12 protein-coding genes and 1 rRNA gene are annotated in these 12,350 nt (G+C 72.4%); 11 read left to right on the top strand and 2 right to left on the bottom strand.

Going from position 1 to position 12,350, the window contains the following annotated elements; all coding sequences use genetic code 11:
• Positions 1-79 precede the first annotated feature (79 nt).
• The 3 genes from rrf to AOQ37_RS40505 all read left to right on the top strand — a co-directional run bounded on the left by rrf (position 80) and on the right by AOQ37_RS40505 (position 2,336).
• A 5S ribosomal RNA gene (gene rrf, locus AOQ37_RS25505) occupies positions 80-196 on the top strand.
• A gap of 200 nt (positions 197-396) precedes the next feature.
• A complete protein-coding gene (locus AOQ37_RS40900) occupies positions 397-1,614 on the top strand; it encodes a hypothetical protein (RefSeq protein ID WP_199825083.1) in 1,218 nt (405 codons plus the stop codon).
• The gene (locus tag AOQ37_RS40505) at positions 1,506-2,336 is read left to right on the top strand and encodes a tetratricopeptide repeat protein (RefSeq protein ID WP_199825081.1); all 831 of its coding nucleotides are present in this window, start codon (positions 1,506-1,508) and stop codon (positions 2,334-2,336) included. Before AOQ37_RS40900 ends, AOQ37_RS40505 begins: the two co-directional genes overlap by 109 nt.
• A gap of 84 nt (positions 2,337-2,420) precedes the next feature.
• Here the strand turns inward: AOQ37_RS40505 and AOQ37_RS25490 are convergent, their stop codons facing one another.
• The gene (locus tag AOQ37_RS25490) at positions 2,421-3,704 is read right to left on the bottom strand and encodes a DUF1015 domain-containing protein (RefSeq protein ID WP_062647201.1); all 1,284 of its coding nucleotides are present in this window, start codon (positions 3,702-3,704) and stop codon (positions 2,421-2,423) included.
• Positions 3,705-3,787: 83 nt separating this feature from the next.
• Here AOQ37_RS25490 and AOQ37_RS25485 point away from each other — a divergent pair, with 83 nt between their 5' ends.
• From AOQ37_RS25485 to AOQ37_RS25470, 4 genes are all read left to right on the top strand, one after another.
• A complete protein-coding gene (locus AOQ37_RS25485; protein WP_062647200.1) occupies positions 3,788-4,816 on the top strand; it encodes an HAD hydrolase-like protein in 1,029 nt (342 codons plus the stop codon).
• Positions 4,817-5,019: 203 nt separating this feature from the next.
• A complete protein-coding gene (locus AOQ37_RS25480) occupies positions 5,020-6,063 on the top strand; it encodes a FecCD family ABC transporter permease (protein ID WP_062647199.1) in 1,044 nt (347 codons plus the stop codon).
• Positions 6,060-7,121: a FecCD family ABC transporter permease gene (locus tag AOQ37_RS25475; RefSeq protein WP_062647198.1), complete on the top strand. Its 1,062-nt coding sequence runs from the start codon at positions 6,060-6,062 to the stop codon at positions 7,119-7,121. The genes AOQ37_RS25480 and AOQ37_RS25475 overlap by 4 nt, the downstream gene beginning before the upstream one ends.
• Entirely contained in the window at positions 7,118-8,044 is a 927-nt protein-coding gene (locus AOQ37_RS25470) for an ABC transporter ATP-binding protein (protein ID WP_062647196.1), read from the top strand. The genes AOQ37_RS25475 and AOQ37_RS25470 overlap by 4 nt, the downstream gene beginning before the upstream one ends.
• On the opposite strand, the gene AOQ37_RS25465 is transcribed toward AOQ37_RS25470, so the two are convergent.
• Positions 8,028-8,375, bottom strand: a complete 348-nt coding sequence (locus AOQ37_RS25465; protein WP_062647194.1) for an SCP2 sterol-binding domain-containing protein — start codon at positions 8,373-8,375, stop codon at positions 8,028-8,030. The genes AOQ37_RS25470 and AOQ37_RS25465 overlap by 17 nt on opposite strands.
• 42 nt (positions 8,376-8,417) lie before the next feature.
• Here AOQ37_RS25465 and AOQ37_RS25460 point away from each other — a divergent pair, with 42 nt between their 5' ends.
• The 4 genes from AOQ37_RS25460 (at position 8,418) to recN (ending at position 12,350) form a co-directional block, all read left to right on the top strand.
• The gene (locus tag AOQ37_RS25460) at positions 8,418-8,750 is read left to right on the top strand and encodes a hypothetical protein (protein ID WP_062647192.1); all 333 of its coding nucleotides are present in this window, start codon (positions 8,418-8,420) and stop codon (positions 8,748-8,750) included.
• A gap of 7 nt (positions 8,751-8,757) precedes the next feature.
• Positions 8,758-9,573, top strand: coding sequence for a TlyA family RNA methyltransferase (locus AOQ37_RS25455; RefSeq protein ID WP_062647190.1), 816 nt, complete (start codon positions 8,758-8,760; stop codon positions 9,571-9,573).
• Positions 9,570-10,475, top strand: coding sequence for an NAD kinase (locus AOQ37_RS25450; protein WP_020128151.1), 906 nt, complete (start codon positions 9,570-9,572; stop codon positions 10,473-10,475). Before AOQ37_RS25455 ends, AOQ37_RS25450 begins: the two co-directional genes overlap by 4 nt.
• 156 nt (positions 10,476-10,631) lie before the next feature.
• Positions 10,632-12,350, top strand: coding sequence for a DNA repair protein RecN (recN, locus tag AOQ37_RS25445; protein ID WP_062647188.1), 1,719 nt, complete (start codon positions 10,632-10,634; stop codon positions 12,348-12,350).

The following is a 12,350-nucleotide window of genomic DNA, read 5'->3' as shown; positions in this document are numbered from 1 at the left end:
AGTTCTGAGGCAACGACCGTTGCCGGTTAGAGCTGAAAACAAGTAAAAAGTGTGCTTGTTCGCTCGAAACCATTAGGGTTTCGGTGGTCATAGCGTGAGGGAAACGCCCGGTTACATTCCGAACCCGGAAGCTAAGCCTTACAGCGCCGATGGTACTGCAGGGGGGACCCTGTGGGAGAGTAGGACACCGCCGAACAATCTTTGGAAGGACCCCTGGTCCCAGCGTTCAGCTGGGACCAGGGGTCCTTTTTGTTTTTCTGGAGCGCGCCGGGTACCCGGGTGCGCGAGAATGTTTGCGGTACCGAAGACAGGAGTCACCGATGTCCACCAACTCTCCCGACGATCGACCGGAGCGCGACCCGCGGCGACGGGACAGTAGTGGGGACCGTGACAACCGTGGCGGTAACCGCGGGGACCGTGGCGGCTTCCGGCGTGATGACAACCGCGGTGGGGCCGGCCGGCGTGATGACCGGCGCGACGACCGTGGTCCGCGTCGCGATGACCGTGGTGAGCGTCCCCCGTTCCGTCGGGACGACCGTCGGGACGACCGGCGTGATGACCGGGGTTCGCGTCCGGCGTTCCAGCGGGACGACCGGCGTGACGATCGGGGTTCGCGTCCGGCGTTCCAGCGGGATGACCGTGGTCCCCGTCGGGACGACCGTGGTGAGCGGCCTCCGTTCCGTCGTGATGACCGTCGGGACGACCGGCGTGATGACCGGGGTTCGCGTCCGGCGTTCCAGCGGGATGACCGTGGTCCGCGCCGTGACGACCGCGGTGAGCGTCCCCCGTTCCGTCGCGATGACCGGCGTGATGACCGTCGGGATGACCGGCGTGATGACCGGGGTTCGCGTCCGGCGTTCCAGCGGGATGACCGTGGTCCCCGTCGGGACGACCGTGGTGAGCGGCCTCCGTTCCGTCGTGACGACCGTCGGGACGACCGTCGGGACGACCGGCGTGATGACCGGGGTTCGCGTCCGGCGTTCCAGCGGGATGACCGTGGTCCGCGCCGTGACGACCGTGGTGAGCGGCCTCCGTTCCGTCGTGACGACCGTCGGGACGATCGGCGGGGTGACGACCGGGGTGGTTTCCGGCGGGACGACAACCGTGGTGGATCCGGTGACCGGGACCGTGGTGGCTTCGGACGTCGGGACGACCGGCGTGACGACCGGGGTTCGCGTCCGGCGTTCCAGCGGGACGACCGTGGTCCGCGCCGTGACGACCGTGGTGAGCGGCCTCCGTTCCGCCGTGACGACCGTCGGGACGACCGGCGTGATGACCGGCGTGATGACCGCGGTGATCGCCCCGCCTTCCGTCGGGACGACAACCGTGGCGGCGGCTACGACCGGGGTGACCGTGGGCCGCGTCGGGACGACCGTGGTGGACGGCCCGGTGGGTCCGGTGGCTTCCGGGGCCGTGACGGGCGCGACGATCGTCGGGACGACCGGCGGGGTGGCGGGCCGCGTTTCCGCGACGAGCGGGACCGGGACCGTGAGCCGATCAAGCGGCTGCCGATCCCGGAGGACGTCACCGGTGACGAGATCGACAAGGACGTACGGCAGGAGCTCCAGAGCCTGCCCAAGACGCTTGCCGAGGACGTCGCCAAGAACCTCGTGATGGTCGCCCGGCTGATCGACGAGGACCCCGAGGGTGCCTACGCGTATTCCAAGATCGCTCTGCGGCTCGCGTCACGTGTCGCCGCCGTGCGTGAGGCGGGCGGGTTCGCCGCGTACGCCACCCAGAAGTACAGCGAGGCGCTCGCCGAGTTCCGGGCCGCGCGGCGGATGACCGGCGGTGTCGAGCTGTGGCCCGTCATGGCCGACTGCGAGCGTGGGCTCGGGCGGCCGGAGAAGGCGCTCGACATGGCCGGCGCCCCCGAGGTGAACAAGCTCGACAAGGCCGGCCAGGTGGAGATGCGGCTCGTCGCGGCGGGCGCCCGGCGTGACATGGGGCAACTGGACGCGGCCATCGTGACGTTGCAGAGTCCCGAGCTCGCCGCCGGTTCGGTCCAGCCGTGGACCGCGCGGCTGAGGTACGCGTACGCCGACGCCCTGCTCGCCGCCGGGCGTGAGGGCGAGGCGCGGGAGTGGTTCGCGAAGGCTCTCGAGGCCGATCGGGACGGCAGCACGGACGCCTCCGACCGGCTCGCCGAGCTGGACGGGGTGGACTTCGTCGACGCCCTGGACGAGAACGAGAACGAGACCGAGAACGACTCCGAGGTCGAGGTCGCGAACGGGTCCGAGGAGGCCGTCGTCGAGAAGGCGGCGGAGGCGGACGCGGTCGAGGACACGGTCGGGGATACGGCCGAGCGCCGTGCGGCCGATCGTGACGAGGACTGACGCAGGGCGGTAGCAGGAGTGAGGGGCGGGACCCGGTGGCCACCGGGTCCCGCCCCTTCTTGCGTTCGGGGGTGCGCGACGCCGTCAGATGTCGAGTGCGCGCAGGACCAGGCCCGATGCGGGCTTGGGGCCGAACGACGTCGACTTGCGGGGCATGGTGACGCCCTGCCGGGCGAGGTCGCGGACGACCTCCTCGCGGACGGGGTGCAGGAGGACCGCCGTCCCGCCGTCGCGTTCCGCCTTGCCTACCGTCGCGGCTGTGTCGTGGATGTAGGCGATGCGGGTGGGGTCGTCCTCGGGGATGCGCCAGATGTGGTCGAGGAGCGTGGCGTGCAGGACGGTGGCGTCCAGGGTGCGCCAGGCCTCGGGGAAGCCGGCGGGGATCGTGCGGTCGAGGAGCGCCGGGTCCGGTCGGTCGACGAGGTGGAAGGCGCCGTCGCCGGCGAGGAGGAACCCGTTGCCCGCGCAGGCCGTGTCCGCGAGGGCGTCGAGGGCCTGCGGGAGGGGGACGTCCAGCCGCCGGACGCGGAACAGGCCGTCGAGTGCGGCCAGGGCGTCGGCGACCGGGAAGCCGTGCAGGAGACGGTGGATGGCGCGGACGCGCAGGGGGTAGCGGGCGGTGTCGACCAGCAGGACCAGACCGTGGTCCCAGGGGCTGGGGGAGGGATGCTCCGCGCGTAGACGCAGATAGGTCGCCCAGCGGTGGTGACCGTCGGCGATCAGGGCCTGGTGGTCGGCGAGGTCCGCGAGGACGCGTGCCGTCTCGGTGGGGTCGGTGATCGACCAGAGGCGGTGGCTGTAGCCGTCCTCGGTGGTGGTGGACAGGAGCGGGGGCCGCTCCGCCGCGCGGTCCACGATCTCGGCCGCGGTGCCGTTGCCGCGGTAGGTGAGGAGGAGGGGTTCGAGGTTCGCGTGCGTGGCGCGCATCAGGGCGGCACGGTCCTCGACGATGTGCGGCATGACGTCCTCGTGGGGTAGGACGATGCCCTCCGACGGCTCCGAGACGCGCAGGGTGCCGATCAGGCCGCGCTGGAGCATGCCGTCCGCGTGCCGCTGCTCGTAGACGTACAGGGCGGGCTCGGGGTCGGCGCTCAGGACGCCCTCCGACAGCCAGCCGCGCAGGGTGTCGGCGGCCTGTTCGTTGCGGGCGGCGGGAGTGGTGGCCTGGGGCAGGATCAGGCGGACGATGTTGTGCGGGTCCGCGTCCTGGAGGTGGTGCAGGCCGTCGGGACGGACCACGACGTCGTACGGCGGGGAGGTGACGGCGGCGAGACTGCCGACCCGGTCGGGGTCGTAGCGCAGGCCTCGGAACGGGGTGAGTTCCAGGCCTCGGGGCGCCGTTGCTTCCGAGTGACCTGCTGAGTTCATCCCGGCATCGTACGTCTGTCGGTGTCTGTCGGTGGCATGCGGGATGATCGAGGGAAAGCGGAGCGATCGAGGAGCGATGCGGAATGAGCCGGAGCGTCAGGACGAGGCCCGAGGCCAGTGGGCAGGCCCTGAGCGAGGCGTACGACACGGCGCTGCTCGACCTGGACGGGGTGGTGTACGCGGGAGGCAACGCGATCGCGCACGCCGTCGAGTCGCTGGCCACCGCCCGTGCGGGCGGGATGCGTCTCGCGTACGTCACCAACAACGCGCTGCGCACGCCGGACGCGGTGGCCGGGCATCTGACGGAGCTGGGGATACCGACGGGCGCCGACGACGTCATCACCTCGGCGCAGGCGGTCGCGCGGCTGATCAGTGAACAGGTGCCGGCGGGTGCGCGGGTGCTGGTGATCGGCGGGGAGGGGCTGCGGGTCGCGCTGCGCGAGCGCGGGCTGGAGCCGGTGGAGTCGGCGGACGACGATCCGGCGGCCGTGGTGCAGGGGTTCGGCGGTCCCGATCTGCCGTGGGGCCGGTTCGCGGAGGCTTCGTACGCCGTCGCGCGCGGGGTGCCGTGGTTCGCGTCCAACACCGACCTGACGATTCCCAGCGGGCGGGGCATCGCGCCGGGCAACGGCGCGGCGGTGCAGGTGGTGCGGATCGCGACCGGCGCGGAGCCGCAGGTGGCGGGCAAGCCGTTGCCTCCCATGCACCGGGAGACGATCCTGCGGACCGGCGCCGAGCGGCCGTTGGTCGTCGGTGACCGGCTGGACACGGACATCGAGGGGGCGTTCAACGGCGAGGTCGACTCCCTGCTCGTCCTCACCGGGGTCACCGACGGGGCGCAGCTGCTCGCCGCGCCGCCGCAGCACCGGCCGACGTATGTCGACGCCGATCTGCGGGGGATGCTCACCGGCCAGCCCGAAGTCACCGTCGACGGTGGCGGTTTCCGGTGCGGGGGCTGGACGGCGAGCGCGGGTGCCGGGAGCCTGGAGCTGGCGGGGGACGGCGAACCCGTGGACGGGCTGAGGGCGCTGTGCGCGGCGGCCTGGACGGCGGCCGGTGAGGGGACCTGCGAGCTGGACGCGGACAAGGCGCTGGCGCGGCTGGGGTTGTGAGCCGCCGGGCGGGAAGCGGGTCGGGCGGTGGGATCGCGCGGAGTTGATACCGCACGGGCGGTGACCCGCGCGGCGGTGATGCTGCATGGAGGTGACCCGCACGGCGGGATACCGAAGGCGGTGGTGCCGGTGTGCCCCGGCCCGGAACGTGACCAGGTGACCAGGGATCTGGACGAGTTGGCAGGGTAGGCTAACCTAACTGCGTGTTGGTCGACAGTGTTCCCGAACAGCGCGCGGAGACCGCCCCCGCGCCTCCGAACCGCCTGGCGATACGGTCCGTCGGGCTGTTCGCCGCCGTGGCGGTCCTGCTGCTGGTGGCGGTCGCGAGTATCGCCGTCGGCGCCAAGGAACTGTCCGTGGCGCAGGTGCTGCACGGGCTGTTCGAGGACTCGGGGACCTATGCCGACGTCGTGGTCGACGAGCGGGTGTCACGGACCGTGCTGGGGCTGCTCGTCGGGGCCGCGCTCGGGCTGTCCGGCGCCGTGCTCCAGGCGCTGACGCGCAATCCGCTGGCCGACCCCGGACTGCTCGGTATCAACGCGGGCGCCTCGGCGGCCGTCGTCACCGCCATCACCTTCTTCGGTGTCACGAGCCTGACCGGCTATGTGTGGTTCGCCTTCTTCGGGGCGGCCGCGGTCGGTGCGCTGGTCTGGTTCCTCGGAGGGAGCCGGGGGGCCACGCCGGTGCGGCTGGCGCTCGCCGGCACGGCGATCAGCGCCGCGCTCTACGGCTATCTCCAGGCCGTGATGATCATGGATGGCGCGGCGCTCGCCCGGATGCGGTTCTGGACGGTCGGCTCGCTGTCCACGGCGACCGACGAGACCATCCGGCAGGTGCTGCCCTTCCTGGTCGTCGGCTCCCTCCTCGCGTTCGCCCTCGCCCGGCCGCTGAACGCCGTGGCGATGGGCGACGACACCGCCAAGGCGCTGGGCGCGAACCTCAACCGCACCCGGGCGCTGTCGATGCTGGCCGCGACGGTGCTGTGCGGTGCCGCGACCGCCGCCTGCGGGCCGATCGTGTTCGTCGGGCTGATGGTCCCGCACATCGTCCGCTCGTTCACCGGCCCCGACCTGCGCTGGATCATGCCGTACGCGGCGGTCCTGTCGCCGGTGCTGCTGCTGGGCTCCGACGTGATCGGCCGGGTCGTCGCCCGGCCCTCCGAGGTCCAGGTCGGCATCATCACCGCGATCCTCGGCGGCCCGGTCTTCATCTTTCTCGTACGACGGCGGAGGACGGCCCAGCTGTGAAGACCGCGCAGAAGACCCCCCACGGCCGCCCCCGGGCGCTGCGCACCCCGGGCGGGTTCTCCTTCCGGCTGGAGCCGCGCGCGCTGATCGTCGTCGCCGCGTTGGTGGTGGCCGCGCTCGCCGCGAGCGTGGTGCTGATCGGCACCGGCGACTTCCCGATCCCGGCCGCGGACGTCGTGAGGACGCTGCTCGGCGACGGCAACGCCGGCCAGGAGTTCATCGTCAACGAACTGCGGCTGCCGCGGGTCCTCGTGGGCCTGCTCGTCGGTGCCTCGCTGGGGCTCGGCGGCGCGCTCTTCCAGGCCGTGTCGCGCAACCCGCTGGGCAGCCCGGACGTGCTGGGGCTCGGCCAGGGCGCGACGGCCGGCGCGCTCGTGATGATCGTGCTGTTCTCCGGGAGCGCCAACCAGGTGACCATCGGCGCGCTGGTGGGCGGCCTGGTGACCGGGACCCTCATCTACCTGCTGGCCTGGCAGCGGGGCGTCCACGGCTACCGGCTGGTGCTCGTCGGCATCGGCATCTCGGCGATCGCGACGGCGATCAACGGCTATCTGATGACCAAGGCCGACTTCGTCGACGCGGCCCGCGCCGTCGTGTGGATGACCGGCACGCTCGACGGCCGGGACTGGAAGCAGGTCTGGCCGCTGCTCGCCCTGGCCTGTGTGCTGGTGCCGCTCGTCCTCGCCAACGGGCGCGGGCTGCGGATGATGGAGATGGGCGACGACGTCTCGCACGCGCTGGGCGTGCGCGTGGAGCGGGTCCGGCTGGTGCTGATGGTCTCCGCGGTGCTGCTCACCGCGGCCGCCACCGCCGCCGCGGGCCCGGTCAGTTTCGTGGCGCTGACGGCGCCGCAGCTGGCCCGGCGCCTGACCCGCTCGCCCGGACCCAACCTCGTGCCGTCCCTGTGCATGGGCGCCGCCCTGCTGGTCACCGCCGACTGGGCCTCGCAACGGCTCTTCGGTGACGGGCAGCTGCCCGTGGGGGTGGTCACCGGTGTGCTGGGCGGGGTGTACCTGCTGTGGCTCCTCGTCACCGAGCGCAGGGCGGGCCGGATATGACCGCCGCGGGCGGCGACCGCGGCCGCCCGGCCGACCGGAACAACCGCTCGGCCGGTCAGAACAACCGCTCGGCCGATCAGAACAACCGAAGGAGCACCGTGAACCGCCTGTCCGCCGAGAACGTCACCCTCGCCTATGACCAGCGGGTCATCGCCGAACAGCTGTCGGTGGAGATACCGGACAACTCCTTCACGGTGATCGTCGGCCCGAACGCCTGCGGCAAGTCGACGCTGTTGCGGGCGCTGTCGCGGATGCTGAAGCCGAGTCAGGGCCGGGTGCTGCTCGACGGGCAGGTCATCCAGTCGATGCCCGCGAAGAAGGTCGCGCGGACGCTGGGGCTGCTGCCGCAGTCGTCGATCGCGCCCGACGGGATCACCGTCGCCGACCTCGTGGGCCGCGGCCGCTACCCGCACCAGGGCATCCTGCGGCAGTGGTCGGCCGAGGACGAGCGGGTCGTGCGGGAGTCCATGGCGCAGACCGGGGTCGCCGAGCTCGCCGACCGCTATGTCGACGAGCTGTCCGGCGGGCAGCGCCAGCGGGTGTGGATCGCCATGGCCCTCGCCCAGCAGACACCGCTGCTCCTGCTCGACGAGCCGACGACCTTCCTCGACATCCAGCACCAGATCGACGTGCTCGATCTGTGCGCGGAGCTGCACGAGGAGCAGGGGCGCACGCTCGTCGCCGTGCTGCACGACCTCAACCACGCGGCCCGGTACGCCACGCATCTGATCGCGCTGAAGGGCGGTGAGGTCATCGCGCAGGGCGCGCCGAACGACATCGTCACGGCCGGGCTGGTCGAGGAGGTCTTCGGGCTGCGCTGCCAGGTCATCGACGACCCGGAGACGGGGACCCCGCTGGTGGTCCCGGCGGCCCGCAAGGCGCGGGTGCGGGCCGAGCGGGCCGTCGCTAGAGAAGCTTCCTGAGCTGGAACAGGTCGCGCAGGCCCGCCTCCAGCTTCACCCGTCCCGAGCCCCAGGCCTTCGCGAAGTTCAGCTCGCCGGCGACCAGGGCCACGAGATCGTCGCCGGTCATGGCCAGCCTGATCTGGGCTTTCTCAGCCGGGGGTCCTTGCAGGGTGTCCTGCACGACGATCCGGCCGTCCGTCATCCGGCCGACGAACGTGACGTTCAGGTCGGTGATCCGGCAGCTCACCGAGCGGTCCAGGGCGGCGGCGGTCCGCACGTCCCCCTCGGCGTTGCGCATCGTGTCCGAGAGCTTCTCGAGTGCGGCGCGGCACTCCTCGATCGTGGCCATCGCGCTCGACGGTACCCCAGGCGTTCGGGGTAGCGTCTTCGCATGAGCGACACAGCGCCGGAGCCGGGGACGCGGACCACCCCGGAGACCGTGCCCGGCGAGCAGGAGCAGGCGCGCGAGCAGCAGCAGGAGCAGGCGCGCGAGCAGGAGCATGATCCCGCGGCTCCCGCCGCGCTGGGCGTGGTCCGCACCCCCACCGGCAACGCGGAGGTGGACGCCCTGCTGGACCGGCTGGCCGACGCCGACCACCTCGCCACCGACGGACACGTCGAGGTGTACGAGGATGTACACCGGGGGCTGCGCGACGCGCTCACCGCGCTCGACGCCCGCCCGGGACCTCCGGCGCCCCCGGTGTCGTATCAACACAGGAGCTGAACCGAACGTGGCAGGAGTCGCACGACGCCGTCTGGACGCGGAGCTGGTCCGCCGCAAGCTCGCGCGCTCGCGTGAGCACGCCGCCCAGCTGATCGCGGCCGGGAGGGTCACCGTCGGCAAGACCGTCGCGACCAAGTCCGCCACCCAGGTCGAGACGGCGGCCGCGATCGTCGTCTCCGTCGACGGCGACGACCCCGACTACGTGTCCCGGGGCGGGCACAAGCTCGCCGGCGCGCTGGCCGCGTTCATGCCGCTGGGGCTCGTGGTGGAGGGGCGGCGGGCGCTGGACGCCGGCGCGTCGACCGGCGGGTTCACCGATGTGCTGCTGCGGGCGGGGGCCGCGCACGTGGTCGCCGTCGACGTCGGATACGGACAACTCGCGTGGTCCCTGCGAAGCGATGAACGCGTCACCGTCAAGGACCGTACGAACGTACGCGAGTTGACGCTTGAAGCGATCGATGGGAAGCCTGTGGATCTTGTCGTGGGGGACTTGTCCTTCATCCCGCTGGGGCTGGTGCTGCCGGCCCTGGCCCAGTGCACCGGGCCGGACGCGGACCTGGTGATGATGGTCAAGCCGCAGTTCGAGGTGGGGAAGGAACGGCTCGGCAGCGGGGGCGTCGTACGCAGTCCGCAGCTGCGGGCGGAAGCGGTGCGGGGCGTCGCCGGGAAGGCGTGGGACCTGGGGCTCGGGGTGAAGGGCGTCACCGCCAGCCCGCTGCCCGGTCCTTCCGGCAATGTCGAGTACTTTCTGTGGCTCCGGGCCGGGGCGCCTGCCCTCGACCCGGCCGACGTTGACCGTGCAGTTGCGGAGGGGCCGCGTTGACTCAGAACCGAGCTCGTACTGTTTTCCTGCTCGCCCACACCGGGCGGCCCGCGGCCATCCGCAGCGCCGAGCTGGTCGTCAAGGGGCTGCTGCGTGAGGGCATCGGGGTGCGCGTCCTGGAGTACGAGGCCGCCGACCTGCCCCTGCCGGAGGAGGTGGAGCTGGTCTCCGAGGCCACTCCGCAGTGCCTGGAGGGGTGTGAGCTGCTCATCGTCCTCGGCGGCGACGGCACGCTGCTGCGCGGCGCGGAGTTCGCGCGGGCGTCCGGGGTGCCGATGCTCGGCGTCAACCTCGGGAGCGTCGGCTTCCTCGCCGAGGCCGAGCGCGACGACCTCGACAAGGTCGTCGACCGGGTGGTGACGAAGGCGTACGAGGTCGAGGAGCGGATGACCGTCGATGTCGTCGTGCACCGCAACGGGGACATCGTGCACACCGACTGGGCGCTGAACGAGGCGGCCGTGCAGAAGGCGGGCGCGGAGAAGCTGCTCGAGGTCGTGCTGGAGATCGACGGGCGGCCGGTCACCGGCTTCGGGTGCGACGGGATCGTGCTGTCCACGCCGACGGGATCGACCGCCTACGCCTTCTCCGCGGGCGGACCCGTGGTGTGGCCCGAGGTCGAGGCGCTGCTGATGGTGCCGATCAGTGCGCACGCGCTGTTCGCGAAGCCGTTGGTGACCTCGCCCGACTCCGTGCTCGCGGTGGAGGTGCTGCCGCACATCCCGCCGGGCGTGCTGTGGTGCGACGGGCGAAGGACCGTCGAGCTGCCCGCCGGGGCCCGGGTGGAGGTGCGGCGGGGAGCGGTGCCGGTCCGGTTGGCCCGGCTGCACCACGCCTCGTTCACGGACCGGCTGGTGGCGAAGTTCGCGCTGCCCGTCTCCGGGTGGCGAGGGGCCCGTCACTAGCGGTTCGCACGCCCGGCGCCCCAGGCGCAACTCCACTCACCCGGGTGACACGGCACCGTCGATACACATTCTTCACCTGCGGGTTCCCCTTCCGGGGCCGGGGGGCGTCGCACTTCCTCCCCCCGACCTCGTAAGGTCTTGTCCGTGTTGGAGGAGATGCGGATACGGTCGCTCGGAGTCATCGACGACGCTGTCGTCGAGCTGTCGCCAGGCTTCACCGCTGTCACGGGTGAGACGGGCGCGGGCAAGACCATGGTGGTCACCAGCCTCGGGCTGCTGCTGGGCGGGCGCGCTGATCCCGCGCTCGTGCGGATCGGCGCCGAGAAGGCGGTCGTCGAGGGGCGGATCGCCATGCCCCCGAACGCCCCGGTGGTGGTACGGGCCGAGGAGGCGGGGGCCGAGCTCGACGACGGGGCGTTGCTCATCAGCCGTACCGTTTCCGCCGAAGGGCGGTCGCGGGCGCACGTGGGCGGGCGGAGTGTGCCGATGGGCGTGCTCGCCGAGCTCGCCGACGAGCTGGTAGCCGTCCACGGGCAGACCGACCAGCAGGGGCTGCTGAAGCAGTCCCGGCAGCGGCAGGCGCTCGACCGGTACGCGGGGGACGCGGTGACCGTGCCGCTCGCCAAGTACACCGAGGCCTACCGGCGGCTGCGGTCCGTCGCCGTCGAGCTGGAGGAGATCGTCACCCGGGCGCGTGAGCGGGCCCAGGAGGCCGACATGCTCCGCTTCGGGCTCGACGAGATCGCCGGGGTCGAACCGCGCGCCGGGGAGGACGTGGAGCTGGCGGAGGAGGCCGAGCGCCTCGGGCACGCGGAGGCGCTGTCGTCCGCGGCCACGGCCGCCCACGCGGCCCTCGCCGGTAACCCGGAGGACCCCGAGGGCATCGAGGCCACCACGCTCGTCGCGGGCGCGCAGCGGGCCCTGGAGGCCGTCAGGTCGCACGATCCGGCGCTGGCCGCGCTCGCCGACCGGATCGGGGAGATCGGGATCCTGCTGGGCGATGTGGCGGGCGAGCTCGCGGGGTACGCCGACGACCTCGACGCCGATCCGCTGCGGCTGTCGGCCGTCGAGGAGCGGCGGGCCGCGCTCACCGCGCTCACCCGCAAGTACGGGCAGGACGTGGACTCCGTGCTCGCCTGGGCCGAGCGGAGCGCCGCCCGGCTCACCGAGCTGGACGGCGACGACGAGCGCATCGACGAGCTGACCGCCGAGCGGGACGCCCTGCGCGTCGAACTCGGCGGGCTGGCGCAGGCGCTGACGGACGCGCGCACGGAGGCCGCCGAGCGGTTCGCCGCCGCGGTGACGGCCGAGCTGGCCTCGCTCGCCATGCCGCACGCGCGGGTGTCGTTCGACATCCGGCAGACCGAGGACGCGGAGGGCGTCGAGGTCGGCGGCCGTGCGGTCGCCTACGGGCCGGCCGGCGCGGACGAGGTCGAGCTGCTGCTCGCCCCGCACCCGGGCGCGCCGCCGCGGCCCATCGCCAAGGGCGCGTCCGGCGGTGAGCTCTCGCGCGTGATGCTGGCCGTCGAGGTCGTGTTCGCGGGTACGGATCCCGTGCCGACGTATCTCTTCGACGAGGTCGACGCGGGTGTCGGCGGCAAGGCGGCGGTGGAGATCGGGCGGCGCCTCGCGCGGCTCGCCAAGACCGCTCAGGTCGTGGTGGTCACCCACCTCCCGCAGGTCGCCGCGTTCGCCGACCGGCAGTTGCTGGTCGAGAAGACCAACGACGGATCGGTGACCCGGTCCGGCGTGAAGGTGCTGGAGGGCGAGGACCGCATCCGCGAACTGTCCCGGATGCTCGCCGGCCAGGAGGACTCCGAGACGGCCCGGGCGCACGCCGAGGAGCTGCTGGCCACGGCCCGAGCCGACGGCTAG

The sequence above is a fragment of the Streptomyces maremycinicus genome, assembly GCF_001184025.1.
In the GTDB taxonomy this organism is placed as follows: Bacteria; Actinomycetota; Actinomycetes; order Streptomycetales; family Streptomycetaceae; genus Streptomyces; species Streptomyces maremycinicus.
The sequence above is the reverse complement of the archived record's forward strand: the minus strand, read 5'-3'. Positions and strand labels throughout refer to the sequence as shown.